The organism is Micromonospora olivasterospora (assembly GCF_007830265.1).
In the GTDB taxonomy this organism is placed as follows: Bacteria; Actinomycetota; Actinomycetes; order Mycobacteriales; family Micromonosporaceae; genus Micromonospora; species Micromonospora olivasterospora.
This window is the reverse complement of sequence record NZ_VLKE01000001.1, coordinates 3,721,237-3,743,193: the sequence shown is the minus strand read 5'-3', so window position 1 is coordinate 3,743,193 and position 21,957 is coordinate 3,721,237. Positions and strand designations below refer to the sequence as shown.

Annotated in this window: 19 protein-coding genes and 2 pseudogenes; 7 read left to right on the top strand and 14 right to left on the bottom strand. The window is 73.8% G+C overall.

Annotated features, from left to right (window positions below; genetic code table 11):
• Window positions 1-38 precede the first annotated feature (38 nt).
• The 5 genes from JD77_RS17140 to JD77_RS17115 form a co-directional block, all read right to left on the bottom strand.
• Window positions 39-1,241, bottom strand: a complete 1,203-nt coding sequence (locus JD77_RS17140) for a saccharopine dehydrogenase family protein (RefSeq protein WP_145775299.1) — start codon at window positions 1,239-1,241, stop codon at window positions 39-41.
• Window positions 1,242-1,412: 171 nt separating this feature from the next.
• Complete coding sequence (locus JD77_RS17130; RefSeq protein ID WP_246140719.1) at window positions 1,413-2,255, bottom strand: ABC transporter permease; 843 nt, start codon at window positions 2,253-2,255, stop codon at window positions 1,413-1,415.
• Between the two features lie 55 nt (window positions 2,256-2,310).
• Complete coding sequence (locus JD77_RS17125) at window positions 2,311-3,225, bottom strand: ABC transporter permease (RefSeq protein WP_145775297.1); 915 nt, start codon at window positions 3,223-3,225, stop codon at window positions 2,311-2,313.
• On the bottom strand, window positions 3,222-4,373 hold the full coding sequence (locus JD77_RS17120; protein ID WP_145775296.1) for an ABC transporter ATP-binding protein: 1,152 nt from the start codon (window positions 4,371-4,373) through the stop codon (window positions 3,222-3,224). The genes JD77_RS17125 and JD77_RS17120 overlap by 4 nt, the downstream gene beginning before the upstream one ends.
• Before the next feature lie 5 nt (window positions 4,374-4,378).
• A complete protein-coding gene (locus JD77_RS17115; protein ID WP_145775295.1) occupies window positions 4,379-5,563 on the bottom strand; it encodes an ABC transporter substrate-binding protein in 1,185 nt (394 codons plus the stop codon).
• A gap of 207 nt (window positions 5,564-5,770) precedes the next feature.
• Between JD77_RS17115 and JD77_RS17110 the strand changes: the two genes are divergently transcribed.
• Complete coding sequence (locus tag JD77_RS17110; RefSeq protein WP_145775294.1) at window positions 5,771-6,283, top strand: Lrp/AsnC family transcriptional regulator; 513 nt, start codon at window positions 5,771-5,773, stop codon at window positions 6,281-6,283.
• 18 nt (window positions 6,284-6,301) lie between these two features.
• Here JD77_RS17110 and JD77_RS17105 read toward each other — a convergent pair whose 3' ends face one another.
• Entirely contained in the window at window positions 6,302-6,499 is a 198-nt protein-coding gene (locus JD77_RS17105) for a DUF397 domain-containing protein (RefSeq protein WP_145775293.1), read from the bottom strand.
• Window positions 6,490-7,228: pseudogene (locus tag JD77_RS17100) on the bottom strand (DUF5753 domain-containing protein). The gene JD77_RS17105 and the pseudogene JD77_RS17100 overlap by 10 nt, the downstream one beginning before the upstream one ends.
• An 872-nt stretch (window positions 7,229-8,100) precedes the next feature.
• Here JD77_RS17100 and JD77_RS17095 point away from each other — a divergent pair.
• Both JD77_RS17095 and JD77_RS17090 read left to right on the top strand, forming a co-directional pair.
• Window positions 8,101-9,447 (top strand): aspartate aminotransferase family protein, encoded by a 1,347-nt coding sequence (locus JD77_RS17095; RefSeq protein ID WP_145775291.1) that lies wholly within the window; start codon window positions 8,101-8,103, stop codon window positions 9,445-9,447.
• 13 nt (window positions 9,448-9,460) lie between these two features.
• The gene (locus JD77_RS17090; protein WP_145775290.1) at window positions 9,461-9,658 is read left to right on the top strand and encodes a hypothetical protein; all 198 of its coding nucleotides are present in this window, start codon (window positions 9,461-9,463) and stop codon (window positions 9,656-9,658) included.
• Here the strand turns inward: JD77_RS17090 and JD77_RS17085 are convergent.
• Window positions 9,643-10,050 (bottom strand): DUF3499 domain-containing protein, encoded by a 408-nt coding sequence (locus JD77_RS17085; RefSeq protein ID WP_145775289.1) that lies wholly within the window; start codon window positions 10,048-10,050, stop codon window positions 9,643-9,645. The two genes, JD77_RS17090 and JD77_RS17085, sit on opposite strands and share 16 nt — an antisense overlap.
• A gap of 175 nt (window positions 10,051-10,225) precedes the next feature.
• On the opposite strand from JD77_RS17085, the gene JD77_RS17080 reads away from it, so the two are divergent.
• Entirely contained in the window at window positions 10,226-10,675 is a 450-nt protein-coding gene (locus JD77_RS17080) for a metallopeptidase family protein (RefSeq protein ID WP_145775288.1), read from the top strand.
• Window positions 10,676-10,834: 159 nt separating this feature from the next.
• On the opposite strand, the gene JD77_RS17075 is transcribed toward JD77_RS17080, so the two are convergent.
• From JD77_RS17075 to JD77_RS17065, 3 genes and pseudogenes are all read right to left on the bottom strand, one after another.
• Window positions 10,835-11,092 (bottom strand): WhiB family transcriptional regulator, encoded by a 258-nt coding sequence (locus JD77_RS17075; RefSeq protein WP_007074725.1) that lies wholly within the window; start codon window positions 11,090-11,092, stop codon window positions 10,835-10,837.
• A gap of 757 nt (window positions 11,093-11,849) precedes the next feature.
• Window positions 11,850-14,464: pseudogene (locus JD77_RS35520) on the bottom strand (bifunctional FO biosynthesis protein CofGH).
• A gap of 42 nt (window positions 14,465-14,506) precedes the next feature.
• A complete protein-coding gene (locus JD77_RS17065; protein ID WP_246140718.1) occupies window positions 14,507-15,586 on the bottom strand; it encodes a hypothetical protein in 1,080 nt (359 codons plus the stop codon).
• Window positions 15,587-15,687: 101 nt separating this feature from the next.
• On the opposite strand from JD77_RS17065, the gene cofD reads away from it, so the two are divergent.
• Window positions 15,688-16,644, top strand: a complete 957-nt coding sequence (gene cofD, locus JD77_RS17060) for a 2-phospho-L-lactate transferase (protein WP_145775287.1) — start codon at window positions 15,688-15,690, stop codon at window positions 16,642-16,644.
• The gene (locus JD77_RS17055) at window positions 16,641-17,741 is read left to right on the top strand and encodes a coenzyme F420-0:L-glutamate ligase (RefSeq protein ID WP_145775286.1); all 1,101 of its coding nucleotides are present in this window, start codon (window positions 16,641-16,643) and stop codon (window positions 17,739-17,741) included. Before cofD ends, JD77_RS17055 begins: the two co-directional genes overlap by 4 nt.
• Before the next feature lie 96 nt (window positions 17,742-17,837).
• Here the strand turns inward: JD77_RS17055 and JD77_RS17050 are convergent, their stop codons facing one another.
• Both JD77_RS17050 and JD77_RS17045 read right to left on the bottom strand, forming a co-directional pair.
• Window positions 17,838-18,836: an ArsR/SmtB family transcription factor gene (locus JD77_RS17050; RefSeq protein WP_145775285.1), complete on the bottom strand. Its 999-nt coding sequence runs from the start codon at window positions 18,834-18,836 to the stop codon at window positions 17,838-17,840.
• 315 nt (window positions 18,837-19,151) lie between these two features.
• Window positions 19,152-20,186 carry a DUF4185 domain-containing protein gene (locus JD77_RS17045; protein WP_145775284.1) on the bottom strand — a complete coding sequence of 345 codons (1,035 nt, stop codon included), beginning with the start codon at window positions 20,184-20,186 and terminating at the stop codon, window positions 19,152-19,154.
• A 31-nt stretch (window positions 20,187-20,217) separates the two neighbouring features.
• On the opposite strand from JD77_RS17045, the gene JD77_RS17040 reads away from it, so the two are divergent.
• The gene (locus JD77_RS17040; RefSeq protein ID WP_145775283.1) at window positions 20,218-20,799 is read left to right on the top strand and encodes an NUDIX hydrolase; all 582 of its coding nucleotides are present in this window, start codon (window positions 20,218-20,220) and stop codon (window positions 20,797-20,799) included.
• A 47-nt stretch (window positions 20,800-20,846) separates the two neighbouring features.
• Here the strand turns inward: JD77_RS17040 and JD77_RS17035 are convergent, their stop codons facing one another.
• Window positions 20,847-21,938 carry a mannose-1-phosphate guanylyltransferase gene (locus tag JD77_RS17035; RefSeq protein ID WP_145775282.1) on the bottom strand — a complete coding sequence of 364 codons (1,092 nt, stop codon included), beginning with the start codon at window positions 21,936-21,938 and terminating at the stop codon, window positions 20,847-20,849.
• Window positions 21,939-21,957 lie beyond the last annotated feature (19 nt).

Below are 21,957 nucleotides of genomic sequence, written 5' to 3'. Positions count from 1 at the left end.
CCTCCCGCGTCGGGGCCGAACATGGGGGCCGTAACGGGTCACCGCTCCTCCATCTCCCAGGGCGAGCCGTACTCGGTTAGGAGGTCCAGGAAGGGCACCGGGGGCAGCGCCTCGGGGCCGATGACGCCGCTGGCGGACCAGGCGCCGGTGGCGAGCAGTTCCAGGGCGACCACCGGGTTGACGGCGGTCTGCCAGACCACCGCCTGGTGGCCGTACTCGCGCATCGACCACTCGTTGTCGACGACGTGGTAGAGGTAGACCTCCCGGGGCTCGCCGGTCTTCGCCCGCCCGCGGACCCAGGTGCCGGCGCAGGTCTTGCCGTGCATCCGCTCGCCGAGGGTGGCCGGGTCCGGCAGGGTGGCGGCCACCACGTCGCGCGGGGACATCCGCACGCCGCGCACGGTGACCGGCTCGGTCGAGTCCAGCCCGAGCTTGTGCAGCATCCGCAGGACCTCGATGAACTCCGCGCCGAGGCCGTACTTGAACGTGACCCGGCGGGCGTCGACCCAGCGCGGGATGAGCAGCACCTCCTCGTGCTCGACGTTGACGCACTCGACCGGCCCGATGCCGGCCGGGAAGTCGAAGACCTCCGGCTCGCTGAACGGCTCGGTGGTGAACCAGCCCCGGTCACGTTCCCAGATCACCGGCGGGTTCAGGCACTCCTCGATGGTCGTCCAGATCGAGAACGACGGGGCGAAGTCGTAGCCGTCGACGGTCAGGTTCGCGCCGTCGCGTACCCCGATCTCGTCGATCTCGGCGAACAGCTCGTCGGCGGCGTACCGGGCGAAAACGTCGGACAGGCCCGGCTCGACGCCGATGCCGAGCAGTGCGAGCCGGCCGGCCCCGGACCACTGCTCGGCCACGGCGAACTGGTCGTCGCCGAGCTTGACGCCGGCCTCCTCGTAGGGGCGCTCGGGGTGCGGGTGGGACAGGGACATGGCCATGTCGAGGTAGTTCGCCCCGGCGGCGAACGCCCCGTCGAAGACCGGCATGACGAAGCGCGGGTCGACGGCGTTGAGCACGTGGGTGATCCGGTGCGCCCGGCACAGCGCGGCGACCGCGTCGGCCGAGGACGCGTCGACGGTCGCGGCCACGAAGCGTTCGCCGTGCCCGGCGACGGCCCGCCCGGCGCGGGCGGGGTCGGCGTCGGCCACGACCATGGTCTCGAAGAACGCTCGGCGGGCGGCGATGGATACGGCGGCGGAGCCGACGCCACCGGCGCCGACGAGCAGGATACGCATCAGGAATCGAACCCCAAACCAAGACGATCGAGCGTACGGAGCCAGAGGTTGCGCCGGCCGTCGCGCGCGTCGGCGCGGGTGCGGGCCAGCGGGTGAAGGACCAGCGGGTGAGGTGGAGGCGGTACGGTACGGGCGCCGCGTCGGCGAGCGCCCGGCCGGTATGCGGGACGATCATGACGGGCCCTGTGCCCGTCGGCCGGCCGTGGTGACGGCCCGGAGGTCGGCGCGGCGGGCCCGCCGGCCACGCAGCGAGGTGAGCCCGACGAGCAGCAGGGCTATCCCGAACATCGCCGTGCCGACGACGTTGACCTGCGGCGGGATCCCCCGCTGGGCGGCACCCCAGACGTACATCGGGAACGTGACGGTGGTGCCGGAGTTGAAGTTGGTGATGATGAAGTCGTCGAAGCTGAGCGAGAACGCGAGCAGCGCGGCGGCGACGATGCCGGGCAGCACCAGCGGCAGCGTCACCCGGCGGAACGCCTGCCACGGGCCGGCGTACAGGTCCATGGCGGCCTCCTCCAGCCGCCGGTCCATCCCGGCGAGCCGCGCCTTGACCGTCACCACGACGAACGACACGCAGAACATGACGTGCGCGATGACGACGGTCCAGAAACCCTGCGGCACGCCGGCCGCGACGAACAGGGCCAGCAGCGAGGTGCCCATCACCAGTTCGGGCGTGGCCATCGGCAGGAAGATCAGCAGGTTGATCCCGGACCGCCCGGTGAACCGGTGCCGCGCCAGCGCGAACGCCATCAGCGTGCCGATGACCGTGGCGACCACGGTGGCGAGGAAGCCGATCTGCACGCTGCGCACGACCGCGGCGCACATGTCGGAGGTCGCGCAGGGGCGCCGCCAGTTGTCGAGGGTGAACTCGTTGAAGTCGTACGACAGGCGGCTCGACGGGCGGTTGAACGACAGGCCGGCCACCACGAGGATCGGCAGCGACAGGTAGCCGAGCACCAGCAGGGCCACGCCCATCACCCACCGGTCGGCCAGCCAGCGCCAGAACCTCACAGCGTCCGCCCTTCGTTCGCGACTGCGGGGCTCCGCTTCGCTGCACTCCTCGCGCTCACCGGACCTCCTCCGTGCCGGCCCGGCGCAGGTACGCGAAGACCACCGCGAGGATCGCCGCCATCAGCAGGAACGACAGCGCCGCGCCCTGCGGGTAGTCCAGCCGGACCAGGAACGCCGAGTCGATGACGTTGCCGACCATGTACTCGTTGGGAGTGCCGAGCAGCTCCGCGTTGATGTAGTCGCCGGTCGCCGGGATGAAGAACAGCAGCGTGCCGGCGATCAGGCCGGGCATCGACAGCGGCAGGGTGACCCGGCGGAACGCCTGCACCGGGCTGGCGTACAGGTCGGCCGCCGCCTCCAGCAGCCGGGGGTCGAGCCGCTCCAGGCTCGCGTACAGCGGCAGCACCAGGAACGGCAGGAAGTTGTACGTCAGGCCGAGCACCACCGCGACCGGGGTGGCGAGCAGTCGGCCGTCCGGGCCGAGCAGGTGTACGTCGCGCAGCAGCCCGACCAGCCAGCCGTTGTCGGACAGGATCGTCTTCCAGGCCAGGGTGCGGACCAGGAAGCTGGTGAACATCGGGGCGACCACCGCCACCAGCAGCAGGTTCTTCCACCGGCCGGCCTTCTGCGCTATCGCGTACGCCAGGGGGTAGCCCATCAGCAGGGCGAGCACCAGCGCCGTGGCGGCGTAGCCGAAGGAGCGGACGAAGTGCGGCCAGTACGCCTGCAGCGCGTCCGGGTAGTTGTCGAACGCCCAGGTCATGGCGTACCCGGTGGACAGCGAGCCGGCAGGGTCGTACAGGCTGGCGGCGGCGAGCTGGAGCAGCGGCAGGGCGAAGAAGAGGAACAGCCAGGCCGCGCCGGGCAGCAACAGCAGGTACGGCAGCAGCCGGTGCCGCCCGGGCCGGGGCGGCGGCGGGGGCCCGGCCGGTGGCCCCCCCGTGGTGGGTACGTGAGCCAGGGCGGTCACGACGACGCACCCACCGGCTCGTCCAGCACGGGGCTCGTGCTGTCGTCCGCGCCCGGCTCCCGGGCCAGCAGGAAGGCGTGCCGGGGGTCCCAGTGCGCCACCACGGACGCGCCGACGGCGAGCCGCCCGCCGAGCCCGCTGTTCGCCGCGAACACGGAGACCTCGCTGCCCCAGCCGGTGCGGACCAGGTACTGGGTGCTCACCCCGACGTACGAGGCGTCCGTGACGACCCCGGTGAGGTGCTGGTGTCCGCCGGGCACCTGGTCGACGGACTCGACGAGGTGCAGCTTCTCGGGGCGTACCCCCAGGTAGACCGCGCCCCGGTCGGCGCGGGCGCGGTCGGCGGGGACGGAGTAGCGCGCGCCGTGGGCGGTGACCGGCACCTCGGACCCGGCGGGGCCGGCGGCCTCGGCGGCGAGCAGGTTGGACTGGCCGAGGAAGTTCGCCACGAAGGCGCTGGCCGGGTACTCGTAGATGTCGGCCGGGGCGCCGAGCTGCTCGATCCGCCCGGCGTTCATCACCGCGACCGTGTCGGCCATGGTCATGGCCTCCTCCTGATCGTGGGTGACGTGCACGAACGTGATGCCGACCTCGGTCTGGATGCGCTTCAGCTCGATCTGCATCTGCCGGCGCAGCTTCAGGTCGAGCGCGCCGAGCGGCTCGTCGAGCAGGAGCACCTGCGGATGGTTGATCAGGGCGCGGGCCAGCGCCACCCGCTGCTGCTGTCCGCCGGAGAGCTGGGCGGGGCGGCGGCGGCCGTACCCGTCGAGCTGCACCAGCGACAGCATCCGCCGCACCTGGTCGTCGACCTCGCGGATGCCGCGCCGGCGCAGCCCGAACGCCACGTTCTCGTGGACGTCGAGGTGCGGGAACAGCGCGTAGCTCTGGAAGACGGTGTTGACGGGGCGCTTGTACGGGCGTAGCCGGGCGATGTCCCGGTCGCCGAGCAGCACCTGGCCGCGCGTCGGCTGTTCCAGTCCGGCGATCATGCGCAGGGTGGTGGTCTTGCCGCAGCCGGACGCCCCGAGCAGGGCGAAGAACGAGCCCTGCGGGATGGTGAGGCTGAGGTCGTCGACCGCGGTGAAGACCCCGAACGTCTTCGTCAGGCCGACCAGCCGCAGGTCGCCGGCCGGAGCTTCGTCGCCCATCTCGATCACGCCCCGATGACCTGCTGGAACTTCGACTCGTACTCGCGCTCCTGCTTCTCGTCCAGGGTCATGAACACCTTGGACCGCGACAGCATGGCCTCGTCCGGGAAGATCAGCGGGTTGGCGGCCAGCTCCGGGTCGATCTTCTCCATCTCGGCCCGGGCGCCCTTCACGGGGCAGATGTAGTTGACGTACGCGGCGAGCTGCGCGGCCACCGCCGGCTCGTAGTAGTGGTTGATCAGCTGCTCGGCGTTCGCCTTGTGGGTGGCCTTGTTCGGCACCATCATGTTGTCGCTGAACAGCATCACGCCCGAGTCCGGCGAGACGAACCGGATCTTCTCGTTCTCGCCGGAGAGCTGGATGACGTCGCCGGACCAGCACACGCACGCGGCGATGTCGCCCTTGGCCAGGTCGGGGGCGTAGTCGTTGCCGGTGAACTTGCGGATCTGGCCGGAGTCGACGGCCTTCTTGAGCTTGTTGAGGGCGTCGTCGAACTGGGCGGCGGTGAAGTTCGCCGGGTCGTGGCCGTTCGACTGGAGCAGCAGGCCCATCGTGTCGCGCATCTCGGACAGCGCGGTGACCTTGCCCTTGAGGTCGGGGCGGGTCAGCAGTTCGTCGACTGTGCGGATCTCCTTGGTGACGCTGCCGTTGTACGCGAGCCCGGCCAGGCCGGACTGCCACGGAATGGAGATCCGGTTGTCCGGGTCGAAGGAGCGGTCGAGCAGCGACGGCAACATGTTGGCCGCCACGTTCGGGATCTTCGCCGGGTCGAGCTTCTGGATCCAGCCGAGCCGGATCATCCGGGCGGCCATCCAGTCGGTCAGCACCACGATGTCCCGGCCGGTGCCCTGACAGGCGGCGAGCTGGTTCTGCACCTTGCCGAAGAACTCGTTGTTGTCGTTGATGTCCTCGGTGTACGTCACCTGGATGCCGCTCTTCGCGACGAACGCGTCCAGCGTCGGGCGCTTCGACTCGTCGGACTCGTCCACGTCCATGTACTGCGGCCAGTTCGAGAACGCGAGCTTCTTCTCCGTGCCGGAGAGGTCTTCGCTGACGCAGCCGGCCTCGGTCTGCTTGGCGCCCTTGGTGCCGCAGCCGGCGAGCACGCCTGCGGTGGCGAGCATCGCGGCCGATCCGAGGGTGCCGGTGAGCAGACCACGCCGGGTGAGAGGCCGGAGGGGACTACGCATGTGACGACTCCTGTGGGCTCGTCGTCGGCGGGCGGGACGGGGGTGGCCCGACGGCGGAGGGTCTTCAGGCGATGGAGGACTGATCCTGACATGCGCTGACGTGCCGTACAAGGGATTCCGTTGCGGGGTTAGCCATGCGCGACGAAATACGCCAGACTGCGCGGGGGCAATGCGATCCCTGGGTGGAATCGGACAACGGGAGCGGCGATGGGCATCCGGCAGCAGGAGAACGGCAACGGGGGGCGGCGCGTCGCCGTTCGTGAGGGTGCCAGTCACGCCCTGCTGGACGACGTGGCCAAGCAGATCATCGAGCAGCTTCAGGAGGACGGCCGGCGACCGTACGCGACGATCGGCAAGGCGGTCGGTCTGTCCGAGGCGGCGGTACGCCAGCGGGTGCAGCGACTGCTCGACGCCGGGGTGATGCAGATCGTCGCGGTCACCGATCCGCTCCAGCTCGGCTTCCCCCGGCAGGCAATGATCGGCCTGCGTACCGACGGCGACCTGGAGGCGGTGGCCGACCGGCTCGCGGTGTTCGATGAGGTCGACTATGTGTTGATCACCGCCGGCTCGTTCGACCTGCTGGCGGAGGTGGTCTGCCGCAACGACGCGCACCTGCTGGAGATCCTGCAACGGCTGCGCGCCGTCGAGGGCGTGCTCTCCACGGAGGCGTTCGTCTACCTCAAGCTGCGCAAGCAGACGTACAGCTGGGGCACGGCCTGAGCCGACCCTCGGAACGGGTCAGGCGTGCGGCCGGCGGCGGGCGAGGTCGACGAAGTCGCGCCAGGCGGCCGGGGCGAAGCGCAGGGTGCCGCCGTCGCGGTCCTTGCTGTCGCGCACCAGCACCCGGCCCGGCAGGTTGTCGGCCACCTCGACGCAGTCACCGCCGTTGTTGCTGCTGCGGGTGGCGGTGCGCCAGCGGGCCTCGGTCAGCTCCATGTTTTCGCTACTTCCCTGATCAGCTCGATCGACCGGCGGCGGGGCAGCGCCTCGCCGGTGACGCTCTCCCACCTGCGCCCCAGGTTAGCAATGTCGACCGGGTCGCTCACGATGTCGCCGCGGAGCTGGTTGTCGAGATACGCCAATTCCGTCCCGTCGGGGGGCGAGAACGAACGGCCCGGCGAGCCCGGTGTGCCACGGGGTCTCGGCGGGGATCACCCGGACCTGGACGTGCTCCAGCTCGACCAGCGTGGCGAGGTGGGCGAGCTGGCCGGCCATCACCGCCCGGTCGCCGGCCACCCGGCGCAGCACCACCTCGTCGATCACCGCGACGAGCTGCGGCGGAGCCTCTGTGGACAGAACCGCCTGCCGGCCGAGCCGGCCGGCCACGATCTCCTCCACCTCGGCCGGCGGCACCAGGCCGCCGGTGCCCAGCACCGCCCGGGCGTACGCCTCGGTCTGGAGCAGGCCCGGCACGAGCAGCGACTGGTACGACCGGATCGAGATGGCGGCCTGCTCCAGCTCGGGCCACGGCCGGAACCAGGGCCGGTCCCGGCGGCGGTACGGCTCGGGCCACAGCTCGGCCGCCTCCTTGCCGAGCACGGCGGCGACCGCGGCCCGCGTGCGGGCGTGCGGGATCCGCCCCGACGCCACCCACCGGCCCGCCGTCTTCGGGTCCACGTGGACCTTCTGCGCCAGCGACTCGGCCGTCTCGCCCTTGGCGGCCATCGCCACCCGCAGCGCCTCGGTCGCCATCGGACCTCCCGTCGCGGCTGCTCGTGGTGGGCACGATAGCGACGCTTCGTGTTCGTGGCGGCCCCGAAAGGGCAGGTGGCGGCGGGATTTCTCGGGCGCGTTCGAGCTGCGCGCAAGGTGTCGGGAAAGGCCCTGGCAATGTCCCCCGCCGCGCCCCGGTTGCCCCCGCCGCTCGCCTGTGGCAAAGCCGGCTCGCGGCAGGTTCCGGCGACGGCGGGTCCGGACGGCAGCGGGTCCGGGCGGCAGCGGGTCCGGACGGCAGAGGGAAACCTTTTCCGCCCCCTGTGGAGCTGCCCCGTTTGTGCTACCAGCCGGGACGAGCCGTGCCACGTGGCACCCCGGTGTCCGGGCCGACCGTCGGGTGCCCGGACCGGCGCACGCCCGCTCCAGGGCATCGGGACCGCTCGCCGCCGACGGGCGCCGACTCGGGCCACCGGGGCACAGTCCGCCGGCACCGCGTGCCGATGCAGGCCAACGGGCAGCGGTCAGGCCGGAGGCGAGGCGCAGCCGCGCCGGGGCCGGAGGCGAGGCGCAGCCGCGCCGGGGCCGGAGGCGAGGCGCAGCCGCGCCGGGGCGGGCCGACGGGGGCGGTAGCACAGACGGGGCAGCTCCAGAGCGTCCGCAGCCACCCCTGCGCCCCGCCGCGACGCGCCGTACGGCGGGGCCTCCACGAGCAGGCCCATCGATGCGGAATCCGTTGCCATAAACGCAAGCACTCGCTGATTCCGTTGCCGTAAGCGGCAAGCACCACCGATAGCACTTGATTTTCCCCGTACTGCTGTGCGATAACCGTGGGCAGAGCGGCCGGTGTCACCCCTGACCGGCCCGAGACCGATGGGGCTGACATGGCCAACGCCACCGACCACCTCTGGATGCACTTCACCCGGATGGCCAGCTACTCCGGCGGCGAGGTGCCGACCATCGTCCGCGGCGAGGGCGCGTACGTCTGGGACGCCCAGGGCCGGCGCTACCTGGACGGGCTCGCCGGGCTCTTCGTCGTCAACGCCGGGCACGGCCGCACCGAACTGGCCGAGGCGGCCGCCAAGCAGGGCGCCGAGCTGGCGTACTTCCCGCTCTGGTCGTACGCCCACCCGAAGGCCGTCGAGCTGGCCGAGAAGGTGGCGTCGTTGGCCCCGGGCGACCTGAACCGGGTCTTCTTCACCACCGGCGGCTCGGAGGCCGTCGAGTCGGCGTGGAAGCTGGCCCGGGCGTACTTCAAGCGCGTCGGCAAGCCCACCAAGTTCAAGGTGGTCAGCCGGTACATCGCGTACCACGGCACCTCGATGGGGGCGCTGTCGATCACCGGGCTGCCGGGCATCAAGACCGACTTCGAGCCGCTGGTGCCCGGCGCGGTGAAGGTGCCGAACACGAACTTCTACCGGGCCCCGGAACACGGCGACTCGCCCGAGGCGTTCGGCCGCTGGGCCGCCGACGAGATCGGCCGCGCCATCGAGCGGGAGGGGCCGGACACCGTCGCGGCGGTGTTCCTGGAGCCGGTGCAGAACTCCGGCGGCTGCTTCCCGCCGCCACCGGGCTACTTCGAGCGGGTACGCGAGATCTGCGACGCGTACGACGTGCTGCTCGTCTCCGACGAGGTGATCTGCTCCTGGGGCCGGCTCGGCGAGTACTTCGGCGCGACCCGGTACGGCTACCAGCCCGACATCATCACCACCGCCAAGGGCATCACCTCCGGGTACGCCCCGCTCGGCGCGATGATCGCCAGCGACCGGCTGATCGAACCGTTCCTCACCGAGACGGGCATGTTCGCCCACGGGGTGACCTTCGGCGGCCACCCGGTCTCCTGCGCGGTGGCCCTGGCCAACCTGGAGGTGTTCGCCCGGGAGGACCTGCTCGGGCACGTCCGCGCCAACGAGGACGCGTTCCGGTCCACCCTGGAGAAGCTGCGCGACCTGCCGATCGTCGGCGACGTCCGGGGCGACGGGTACTTCTACGGCATCGAACTGGTCAAGGACAAGACGACGCGGCAGACGTTCGACGAGGCCGAGTCCGAGCGGCTGTTACGCGGGTTCCTCTCCACGGCCCTGTTCCAGGGCGGGCTGTACTGCCGGGCCGACGACCGGGGCGACCCGGTGGTGCAGCTCGCCCCGCCGCTGATCGCCGAGCAGCAACAGTTCGACGAGATGGAGCAGATCCTGCGCGCGGTGCTCACCGAGGCGTGGGCCCGGCTGTAGCGACAGGCCGCCGATGCGCTACCGGGACCTGTCGTACTGGCTGTCCAGCCTGGACGAGCGCCTGACGCCGCGCCCGCCGCTGCCCGGCGCCGCCGACGCCGACGCTCCGCCGACGCCGACGCTCCGCCGACGCTCCGCCGACCGGGCGGAGCGGCGCACCGGCCGCCCGTCCCGCCGGGCCGCACTCTTCGCCCGCTACCTGAGCCACTGACCCTTCGTCGCCCGCTCCTGCGGCGTCTCGTTGGTCGGGGGGATGACGCGCAGGTGGCCCCGGCGGCCCGTCTGGGGGTGCTGCGGGACGGCCTCGTCGTCCGGCGGGCGCGGGGGCGCGGGGCGGGCGGCCTCGCGAACCGCCTCGGCGAGCGCGACCAGGTCGTCGGTGGTGGGCGGCGGGGGCTCGAACTCACCCTCGTGGCGCACCACGTTCCAGCCCCGGGGGGCCGTCAGGCTCCGGGCGTGGGGTTCGCAGAGGTCGTACGTGTGCGGCTCGGCGAAGGCCGCGAGCGGCCCGACGACCGCCGTCGACTCGTTGTAGACATAGGTCAATGTGGCGACCGCTTGCCGGGGGCAGCCATTTCGGGAGCAGCGCCGTGGTGACCTCACGGCGGGAGGGTATCTCCAATACCGGGTCCGGCGCACCGGTTCGCGTTGCGACACGCCCATCGCGGAGATCACAATTCGCAGCATCCGACGGGAGGGTGGCGGCCCCGCCGCGCCGGCGCGCCGCGCGACCGGCACAGCCGCTGGCCGGGCGGCGACGGGGGCTACCCTGTGCTGCATGACGAGTCCGGAACACCGCCGCCCCGGCGCCGGCCGGCGCGCCCACCGCGACCGGCACGGGCGGGGCCTGCGCGGACGGCTGGTCCCGGCGACCGTGCCGCTGGCCCGGACCAAGGCCGAGGTCTTCGACGACCTGGTGCTGGACACCGTCGAGTCGCTGGAGCGGCGGTTCGCCAAGGAACTGGCCGGCGTCGAGTTCGCGGTGGAGGACGTGCCACCGGACCTGAACGTGTACGACTCCGACGTGCTGGAGGACGGCGAGGTGCCGCTCGCCCGGCTGCTTCCGGGGCGGCCCGGCCGGCAGGAGGTGCCGCCGCGGATCGTGCTCTACCGACGGCCGCTGGAGTTCCGCGCCATGGACCGGGAGGACCTGGCCGACCTGGTCCACGACGTGATCATCGAGCAGGTGGCGAACCTGCTCGGGGTCGACCCGGACGAGTTGGCCTGAGGCCGCCGGGCCGGCGTGCCACTCCCGTTCGGGGCCGGCGTGTTGATCCAGGCCGGCGTGCCCGGCGGTCCCCCAACCGCCTGGGCCGGACGGCCGGTCACCGCCCGAAAGCCGGCTGCCCGGGCCGGGCGGCCCCCACCGCCGCGGCCCGGGGAACGCTCAGGCGGCCCGCCGCTTTAGCTTGCGCCGCTCCCGCTCCGAGAGCCCGCCCCAGATCCCGAACCGCTCGTCGTGGCCGAGAGCGTATTCCAGGCATTCGGTCTTGACCTCGCAACGCGAGCAGATCCGCTTCGCCTCGCGGGTCGAGCCGCCCTTCTCGGGGAAGAACGCCTCCGGATCGGTCTGGGAGCAGAGTGCCTGCTCCTGCCACTCCGGCGCGTTTCCGAGCAGGTCGGCCACCTCAAGCTGGCCGTCCATCTAAAGATGCCTCCTTGTCGCGCACCGGCGTCGTCGCCGCTGCAACCCCCCACGCGAAAGGCGTGCTTGTCCGTCCGGTCCGAATTTGTTGCGTTCCGCGCGAACAACCCCATTCAAATTACACGTGTGTAATCCGTGCGCCGTCAAGCCGAACTTGATAATGGAGTCGCCCTCCCGACACGCCACGGACGACCACTCCGGCCGCCCGGCCTCGCAACCTGCCATATCGATTCAGACCCCGGACGAGTAACGCCCTCCCCGGCGAGTTGCCCGACTTTTTGTCGCGGCGGGTCGCCGACCGACGCCGCCGGACGCGCCGGCGACGGCCCCGCCGGAGGGCACCCACCGCCATGCTGATCTTGGTGGGACAGGTTAACGCGACTTGACCGCGACCGCCCGCCGACGCGGAGGCGGAGCGAGCGCCCGGCCCACATAGTGGACGGAACGCCACAGCCAGGCCGGCCGCGGGCGCGGCGCGACCGGCCGCGGCGCTGGTCGATCGGGGGAGCGGCGACTGCCCCGCCGGCCACGGAAAACGACCCCGCCGTTTTCGTGGGCCGTCCCACCAGACGGTATGGACGCCCACCCCGCTGACCTTGGTCTCCCGGCGATCCGTGGCCGTCCGACACGGACGGTCGCGGGGCGGGACCGCCCGAGCCGGGGCCGCCTTGCCGGGGCGGCGGACCGGGGTGGCCGGCGACGATCTCGCCTCGACTCGCCCGACGGCGGTACGGCGCGCGAGGCGGAAGGTACGACGCTACGCGCGGACATCCCCGTACGCGGTCGTGCGCCTGCGGGCCGGCCGCCCGGCCGCCGCCGCGATCGCCCGCAACTGCTCCTCGGTACGCGCCGAGCCGTTGCCCGAGCCGGCCATCCGGGAGATCGTCTCCTCCATCAGGGTGCCGCCGAGGTCGTTGCAGCCGCCGCCGAGCATCGCCACGGTGCCCGCGTCGCCCAGCTTCACCCAGGAGCACTGAATGTTGTCGATCCGCCCGTGCAGCAGCAGCCGGGCCATCGCGTGCACCACCCGGTTCTCCCGCCACGTCGGCCCCGGCCGGGCGATGCCGGCGAGGTAGATCGGGGCGTTGGTGTGCACGAACGGCAGCGCCACGAACTCGGTGAACCCGCCCGTGCGGTCCTGCACCCCCGCCAGCACCCGGAAGTGGGCCAGCCACTGCCCGGGGTGGTCGACGTGGCCGTACATCATGGTGGAGCTGGACCGGATGCCCAGCTCGTGGGCCGTGCCGACCACCTCGACCCAGGCGGCGGTCGGCAACTTGCCCTTGGTGAGCACCCAGCGCACCTCGTCGTCGAGGATCTCGGCGGCAGTGCCCGGGATGGTGTCCAGGCCGGCGTCGCGCAGCGCCGTCAGCCACTCCCGGACCGACACCCCCGCCTTCGCCGCCGCCGTCGCGATCTCCATGGGCGAGAACGCGTGCACGTGCATCCCCGGCACCCGGACCTTGATCGCCCGGATCAGGTCGGCGTACCCGGTGACCGGCAACTTCGGGTCGATGCCGCCCTGGAGGCAGACCTCCGTCGCGCCGGCCGCCCACGCCTCCTCGGCCCGGTCGGCGACCTGGTCCACGGAGAGCCGGTACGCGTCGGCGTCCCGCTCCCGCTGCGCGAACGCGCAGAACCGGCAGCCGACGTAGCAGACGTTGCTGAAGTTGATGTTGCGGTTGACCACGTAGGTGACGTCGTCGCCGACGACGTCGCGGCGAACGTCGTCGGCGATCCGGCAGAGCCGATCCAGCGCGGGACCGTCGGCGGCGAACAGGGCCAGCGCGGCGTCGGCGTGGCGCGGTTCGAGCAGCGCCGCCGGGTCGTCGGCGGCCAGCCGCAGCCCGGTACGCAGGTCCGGGTCCCCGACGCCCGCCGACGCCCCGGCCGGCGCCGCGCCCGGCCGGCGTCCCCGCCGGACGCGGCCGCGCGGTCGACGCCTCCGGCCGCCGCGCCCGCCCGGTCGACGCCCGACCCGGTCGCCCGGCTGGCGTCGGCCTGGGCGGCGACCTCCGACCAGTCGCCGTAGACGCTGTCGAAGTCGCCCCGGCGGTCCCCGGTGCGACCAGTCGTGTCGATGGTGGCGTGCAGGTCCGTCCGGCCGCCGAAGACCTCCTCCGGCTCCTGCCAGGGGCGGCCCACCGGGCGGGCCGCCTCGACGGCGAGGCCCGTCTCCGGGTCGGCGAGCGCGCTGACGTGCGGCAGCACGCGCGGGTCCAGCCACGGGTCACCGGCCCGGACGTACTCGGGGTAGACCGTCAGCCGCTCGCGCAGGGTGAAGCCGGCCTTCGCGGTGTGCCGCGCCAGCTCCTCCAACCGGGGCCAGGGACGCTCCGGGTTGACGTGGTCCGGGGTCACCGGCGATACGCCGCCCCAGTCGTCGATGCCGGCGCGCAGCAGCAGGTCGTACTCGCCCGCGATGAGGTTCGGCGGGGCCTGGATGCGGGCCCGCGGGCCGAGCAGCACCCGGGCCACCGCCACGGTGGCGGCGAGGTCGTGCAGCTCCGCGTCGGGCATGCCGCGCATAGCGGTGTCGGGCTTGGCGCGGAAGTTCTGCACGATCACCTCCTGGAGGTGGCCGTACCCGCGCTGGGCCCGCCGGATCGCGAAGATCGCGTCGACCCGCTCGGCGTGGGTCTCCCCGATGCCGATCAGGATGCCGGTGGTGAACGGCACCCCCACCCGGCCGGCGTCGTCGAGGACGCGCAGCCGGACGGCCGGCTCCTTGTCGGGCGAGCCGAAGTGCGGGCCGCCGGGGGTCGACCAGAGCCGGGTCGCCGTGGTCTCCAGCATCATCCCCATGCTCGGCGCGACGGGCTTGAGGCGCTGCAGCTCCGACCAGGAGAGCACCCCGGGGTTCAGGTGCGGCAGCAGGCCGGTCTCCTCCAGCACCGCCACCGCGCAGGCGCGCAGATAGTCCAGGGTGGAGTCGTAGCCGCGCGCTTCCAGCCACTCCCGGGCCGCCGGCCAGCGCTCCTCGGGCCGGTCGCCGAGGGTGAACAGCGCCTCCTTGCAGCCCTGGGCTGCTCCCTCGCGGGCGATCGCCAGCACCTCGTCCCGGTCGAGGAAGGCGGCCGGGAGCCGGTGCGGCACCGTGGCGAACGTGCAGTAGTGGCAGCGGTCCCGGCAGAGCCGGGTCAGCGGGATGAAGACCTTCTTGGAGAAGGTGACCACTCCGGGCCGGCCGGCCTCGCGCAGGCCTGCGTCGCGGATCTCGCCGGCCACCCGGAGCAGCTCGTCCAGGGCGTCGCCCCGGGCGGTGAGCAGAGCGGCGGCCTCGTCGACGTCCAGCGCCCGGCCGGACGCGGCCCGGCGCAGCGCCCGGTCCACGCTCGCCGCGGTGGGGCCGGACCCGGTGTGATCAACCATCCGCCCAGCCTATGCGCTGTGCCGGCCGTCCCGGCCCGCGCCCTACGGGAAGCGCGGCCGGGCGCGTCCGACCCGGGCGGCCGGGACGGACGTACCCGGGCGGGGCGGCGGGTCAGTGGGACTGGTTCGGGTCGTCCCGGTTGAACGGCTGGGTGCGGTCGCTGTCGTCGCCCGGGCGCCCGGCGGCCTGACCCGGCTCGGTGAGCTGGCGCGGGATGGCCTGGGTCGGCTCGGCCGACGGCGGCTGCCCGAACGGCGGCGCCGGCTGCGCCGGCACGAACGGCGGGACGGACTGCGGGGCGCGGACTGCGGGGGCGTGAACGGCGGGGCCGACTGCGGGGGCGTGAACGGCCGCGTCGGCTGCGGTGCCGCGGACGGCGGTGCCGACTGCGGCGCGGCCGGGTACGGGGGCGCCGACGACGGGGCCGGCTGGCCGTACTGGCCGACGACCGGGCCGGGCTGGCCGACGACCGGGTACCCGCCGGGCTGGGGCGGAACGGACCAGCCGGTGGGCTGCCCGGGGGCGGTCCACCCGCCCTGCGGACCCGGCTGGCCGGCGGGCTGCTGCGGCCAGCCCGGCTGCGGCTGGCCGTACACGCCGGGCTGCGGCTTGGGCTTCGGCGTGTAGTAGAGGCCGCGCCAGACCTTGTAGACAAGGAAGGCCCCGGCCGCGAAGATCGCCAGCACGGCCAGGCTGGTCAGCAGGCTGAGGAACGCGTCGAGCACCTCCCCGTCCGTCAGCCGGCCGACGGTCGAGACCAGGAAGGTGAGCCCGCCGAAGAGTGCGCCGACGGCGAACTCGCCGAGCGCCACCTGGGTGATCAGCTTCGCCCGCGGCGCCACCGGGGCCAGGTGCGTGGCGAGCAGCACAGCCAGCAGGGGCAGGCCGGCGTTCTCCACTCCCACGAACGAGAAGAAGGTGGTGGCCGCCCGGGTCGTGAAGGTCATGTTCCCGGTCGGGTCCAGCAGCCGGACCAGGGCGGTGAAGAGCAGCACGGCGTTCGCGCCGAGCAGGACGAGCGCGATCAGTTCGCGCAGGGGCCTGGTGAGCTGGGCGGCCGGCGTGGCGGCGTGGGAGGCGGGCGCCGCGTCCGGCGACGCGGGCTCGGCTGGGCTGGTCACGAACTCCCCCTTGATGGCGTTGTCGGACGGTTTGCCGACGTGAGCCTAGTCTCCCGGGCCACCGCCGCCCCGGCGGCGTCGGGTGGGGAAGGATGGACGCCATGCGCATCGTGGTTCTGGCCGGCGGCATCGGTGGCGCCCGGTTCCTGCTCGGCGTCCGGGCGTACGCCCGTCAGGTGGGGGCCGAGGTGACCGCGGTGGTCAACGTCGGCGACGACCTGTACCTGCACGGCCTCAAGGTCTGCCCCGACCTGGACAGCGTCATGTACACGCTGGGCGGCGGCGCCGACCCGGAGCGGGGCTGGGGCCGGGCCGGGGAGACGTGGACGGTGAAGTCGGAGCTGGCCGCGTACGGCGCGGAGCCGACCTGGTTCGGCCTGGGCGACCGGGACATCGCCACCCACCTGGTCCGCACCACCATGCTCAGCGGCGGGTACCCGCTGTCGGCGGTCACCGAGGCGCTGGCCACCCGCTGGCAGCCCGGCGTACGCCTGCTGCCGGCGACCGACGACCGGCTGGAGACGCACGCCGTGGTGAGCGACCCGGACGGCGACGGGGCCCAGCGGGCGATCCACTTCCAGGAGTGGTGGGTGCGCCACCGGGCCGACATACCCACCCACCGGTTCGTCTTCGTCGGCGCGGAGAACGCGAAGCCCGCCCCCGGGGTGCTGGAGGCGGTCGGCGCGGCCGACGTGCTGCTGCTGGCCCCGAGCAACCCGGTCGTCAGCATCGCGCCGATACTGGCCGTGCCGGGGCTGCGCGAGGCGGTCGTGGACGGGTCGGCCCCGGTCGTGGGGGTCTCCCCGATCATCGGCGGGGCGGCGGTGCGCGGCATGGCCGACCGCTGCCTGGCGGTGCTCGGTGTGGAGTGCAGCGCCGCCGGGGTGGGCGGGCTCTACGGCGGCCGGGCGGCAGGCGGGTTGCTGGACGGCTGGCTGGTGGCCCCCGAGGACGAGGAGACGGTGGTGCCGGACGTGACGGTACGGGCGGTGCCGCTGCGGATGACGGACGAGTCGGCGACGGCGGCGATGGTCCGCGCCGCATTGGAGCTGATGTGAGGCTGGAGATCCGGCCGGTGCTCGGCATCGGCGACGTGACCGAGGGCGACGACCTGGCCGCCCTGATCGCCACCGCCGCGCCCTGGCTGCGCGACGGCGACGTGCTCGTGGTGACCAGCAAGATCGTGTCGAAGGCGGAGGGCCGGCTGGTCGACGTGCCGGCCGACGGCCCGGAGCGGCTCGCCGCCCGGGACGAGGTGCTGGCCGCCGAGACCGCCCGGGTCGTGGCCACCCGGGGGGCGACCCGGATCGTGCAGACCCACCACGGCTTCGTGCTGGCCTCCGCCGGCATCGACGCCTCGAACGTGGACAAGACCCGGCTGGTGCTGCTGCCCGAGGACCCGGACGCCTCGGCCCGGGCCCTGCGGGCCGCGCTGCGCGAGCGCTACGCCCTGGACGTCGCGGTGATCGTCAGCGACACGATGGGCCGCCCGTGGCGCAACGGGCTGACCGACGTCGCGCTCGGGGTGGCCGGCATGCCGGCGATGCGCGACCACCGGGGCGAGGTCGACCCGTACGGCAACGAGCTGCAGCTCACCCAGATGGCGGTCGTGGACGAGTTGGCAGGCGCGGGCGAGCTGGTCAAGGGCAAGTGCGACCAGGTGCCCGTCGCGGTGGTCCGCGGGTACCTCGCAGCCACCGGCCCGGAGGAAGGCTCCGGCGCGGCCGTTCTGGTCCGCGACGCGGAGCTGGATCTCTTCTCGCTCGGCACGGCCGAGGCGCGGGCGGCCGGGCTGGCCGCCGCCGCGGTGCTGCCCGACGGTCCGGCCGACACCCCGGCCGACACCCCGGCCGACCCGGCGGCGGTGGCCCGGGCGATCGCCGCCGTGGCCGACGTGGTCGCCCCCGGCACGGTCCTCACCCACGTCACCGACGACGAGGTACGCGCCGCGCTGGTCGCCACCGTTCCCGGCTGGCCGGAGCGGGCCACCGGCCTGGTGCTCGGCGAGCCGGCGGCCCCGGTCGACCCCGCCGGACTGGTGCGCCTCGGCGCCGACCTGCAGCGGCTGCGCGCCGCGCTGGCGGCCGAGGGCGTCGCGTCGGCGCTGCTGCCGCCGCCCACCGGCAGCACGGCCAGCGCCTGCCTGGCGATCTGACGGCCGGCCCGGGCCTCCGGCGCCCCCTGTTGGCGCGGTGCCGCGCCGTTCGCCCGGGCGCTCAGGGCCCCGGGCGCCCTGCCCGGGGGCTCACTGTCAGGCGGCGTCGAGGACGGCGCGGCCCAGCGGCGTGAGCGTGTGCAGCACGCGGTTGCGTTCCCGCTGGCTGACCAGCAGGCCGGCGTTGCGCAGCACGGTGGTGTGCTGGCTGGCCGCGGCAGGCGAGATGCCCAGGCGGCGGGCGACCTCACCCGTGGTGCAGCCCCCGTCGGCGACCTCCAGGACGGCGGCCCGGGTCCGGCCGAGCAGTGCGGCCAACGCCTCCCGGGCGGGCGGTGCCGCCCGGCCGCCGTCGCCCGGCGGGACGAGGCCGCCCAGCCGGTCCACCGGATAGACCAGCACCTGCGGCAGGGCCGGGTCGAGCAGCGCCACCGGCGTGCTCGCGCAGAAGAAGGACGGCACGAGCAGCAGTCCCCGCCCGTCCAGGTGCAGCTCCCGGCTGTCCGGGTAGCCGTGGACCTCCAGCACCCCCGCCTCCCAGCGGGCGTGCGGGCGGAGGCTGGTCAGCAGCCCCTCGACGCCCCCGTCCAGCAGCGCCCGGGCCCGGCGCGTCCGGTCCGCCTCGACGGCCGCCTGGATGCGCGGCCAGTACGGCGTCAGCGCCAGCGTCCGGTAGTGCTCCATCGACTCGGTCAGGTGCCGCAGCACCTCGCTCTCCCCCCGGGCCAGCCCGGCCGCGCAGCCGGGCAGCGGGTGCTCCGCGGCCAGCAGGCTCAGATCGCGGCGCAGCCGCGGCACCGGCGTGCTCCGGATCGCGTCCAGGCCGGCCTCCGGGCCCTGCGCGCTCTGCTGCGGGGTGAGAAAGTCGGGAAAGTATCCCCGGTTCGGGTTCAGCGCGAAGAGCAGCCGGAGCTGGTCCCGGTCCACCTGCTGGCGCAGTTCCCGGGTGACCCCCCGGCGCCAGCCGGAGGTCAGCGGGTCGTGGCTGGGCAGGCCGAGCAGGTGGACGCTGAGGACGAGTTCCCAGAGCGGATCGGCCCCCGGGGCCACCCGGGTGCGGAGGAGGTCGTCGGCGGAAAAGTGAATCTTCAGCATGGAGCGCTCCCGTGCCGCGGCAGAAGGCGTGCCCACTGACCGTTTGCACTGTACCCGGCCGGCAAATATCTCCACTTTTCAGCGTGGGCTGAAAAACCTCGACGGCCGGGCCCGTCTTCGGCATGCTCTGGGGTGCCCGAGAGGGGCCGCCGTCACCGACGCCGGCCCACGGTGCCCGGGGGGCTGGGGAGGATCCGGCGGCCGGGCGGCACCACGAGGGTCTGCGGCCCGCGTTCCGCAGAGGTGCCGCCCGGCCGCCGCCCGGCAAGGCCCCTCCTGAAGCAGGTTTCCCGTCTCACGGCCCGGGCGGGCCGCTCAGCCGAGCCAGAGCGCCACCCGATGGTCCTCGTCCGTGACGTACCAGCAGCGGCCGTCCGCCTCGGCCAGGCCCTCCACGTGGTGGAACGGCGCCAGGTCGGCCACCAGCTCGGCCGGCACCAGGTGCCCCGACGCCTTCTCCGGCCAGAACCGGACGTGCCGCGACGTCACCTCGCCGCCCTGCGGGTGCTCGTCGAGCAGCACCGAGCCCTTGCCCGGCGCGTCGATCGAGCCGACGACCGCCGCGTACCCGCCGGTCGCCAGGGGCGCCACCGCCCGGAAGCCGGTGAGGGCGCCCGGCGGGGTCACCCCGGTCAGGGCGTACGCCCCGACGGCACACGGCCAGCCGCACTCGGTGAACATCTCCGGCACCCCGGTCAGCTCCACCGGGATCGGCTCCCCCGCGGCGGTCACCGGGAACCGGAGACCGAGCAGCACCGTGCCGTACGGGGTGAACGCGGCCGCCTCGACGTTGACCGGCAGGTCCCCCTCGGCCAGCCGGCTCACCCAGCCCTTTTCCCGGGCGGCGCCCCGGGCCAGCGTCTCGACGATGAACCGCTGCCGGACCCGCTCCCCCGGGGGCAGCGTGCTCAGGGCGGCCCCGGCCAGCGCGTCGTTGATCGCCCGGTGCAGCCGGAACCGGTTGCGTACCACCCGCACCGGCAGCCGTCCCCCGGCGGCGTCCTCCTCGCGGAACCGGGCCACGAACGCCCGGCGCGGACGCAGCGGGCCGCGCTTCGACCCGAAGTGGGAGCCGAAGACGTACACCCAGCCGTCGTGGTGGGCCAGCGCCTCGCCGTCCTCGGTGCGGCCGTTCTCCGCGCCGGCGTCGGCGTCGACGTGGTGGGCGGTCCACTCGCCATCCTCGCGTTCCAGCAGGAGTACCAGGCACTGCTCGACCGGCCCCTCGTCCAGCACGGTCCAGAAGCCGCGCCGGGCCCGGTGGGCGGCGAGCAGGGCCGGCGAGCGTACGGGCAGCAGGTCGCTGGCCTCGTTGCCGGCGACGACGAACTCGACCAGTCGCAGCGTCACCGGGCCAGCGTACGAAGCCCGTGCACCTAGAGTGGGCGGCGTGTCAGATGACCTCCCCGCGTACGCGGCGCTGCACGCCGACGCGGTCGCCGTACTCGAAGGATGGACGCCGACCGGCGCGGCGGCCGGCCGGGCCCGGGACCGCACCCTGAAGCTGCTGGCCGAGGGGCCGGCGGCGCTGGGCCGGGAGCACCGGGCCGGCCACCTCACCGCGAGCGCGCTGGTGCTCGACGCGGCAGGCGCTCGGCTGCTGCTCTGCCTGCACGGCAAGTTCCGCAGGTGGGTGCAGCTCGGCGGGCACTGCGAGCCCGGCGACCGGACCCTGGCCGGCGCCGCGCTGCGCGAGGCGGGCGAGGAGTCGGGCATCGCCGGCCTGGTCGTCGACCCCGTCCCGATCGACGTGGACGTCCACCCGGTCGCCTGCGGGGGCGGTTCCCTGCACTACGACGTCCGGTTCGCCATCGTCGCCCCGGCCGGGGCGACGGAGCGGGTCAGCGACGAGTCCGAGGCGCTCGGCTGGTTCCCGCCGGACCGGCTGCCCGAGCCGCTCGCGCACGGGACGGCCCAACTCGTCGCCCCGGCCCTGGCCGCCCTGCGCCGTCGCGCCGGCTGAGCGTCAGGAGGGGCCCCGCGCCGTCTCCGACGAGGGACCCGACCAGGTCAGACGTAACCCTCCTCGCCGCGGCTCTTCAGCTCGTCGACCAGGGCCTTCACGTCCTGGGCCCGGTCGCGCGGGCAGACCAGGACCGCGTCGGCGGTGTCCACCACGATCAGGTCGCGCACGCCGAGCGCGGCGACCAGCCGACCGGACTGCGGCACCACCACCAGGTTGCCGGCGTCCCGCAGCAGCACGCCCGGCTTGGCGTCGGCGCCGAGGACCACGTTCCCGTCCGGGTCGGCCGGAAGCACCTCGCCGAGGGTGTGGAAGTCGCCGACGTCGTTCCAGCCGAAGTCGCCCGGCACCGTCGCGACCCGGCCGGCGGCGGCGGCGCCCTCCATCACCGCGTAGTCGACGGAGATCTTCGGCAGGGTCGGCCAGACCGCGCCGAGGACCTCGTCCTGCTCGCGGCCGCCCCAGGCGGCGGCGATCGCGGTCACCCCCGCGTGCAGGGCCGGCTGCTGCCGGGCCAGCTCGGCCAGGAACACGTCGACCCGCCAGACGAACATGCTGGCGTTCCAGAGGTGGTGCCCGGAGCGCAGGTACCCCTCGGCCACCTCCGCGGCCGGCTTCTCCTTGAACTCCAGCACCGGGCGCAGCGACCCGTCCCCGACCGGGTCGCCCGTGTGCAGGTAGCCGTAGCCGGTCTCCGCCCGCGTGGGGGTGATGCCCACCGTCATGAGCCGCCCCTGCTCGGCGCCGCGCACCGCCTCGCGGACCGTCGCCACCCAGGCGCCGGCGTCGCGGATGAGGTGGTCGGCCGCGAAGGAACCCATCACCGCCCGCGGCTCGCGCAGCGCGATCACCGCCGCCGCGAGCGCGATGGCGGCGCAGGAGTCCCGGGGCGAGGGCTCGACCAGGATGTTCTCCTCCGGCAGGCCGGCCAGTTGCCGTGCCACCGCCGCGACGTGCGCGGCTCCGGTGACCACCAGGGTGCGGTCCGGTGTGGTCAGCGGCGCCAGCCGGTCCACGGTCGCCTGGAGCAGCGACGCCGGGGTGCCGGTGAGCGGGTGGAGGAACTTGGGATGGCCCGCGCGGGACAGCGGCCACAACCTCGTGCCGCTGCCACCCGCCGGAATGACGGCGTAGAGCATCAGCACATCATGCCCGAAC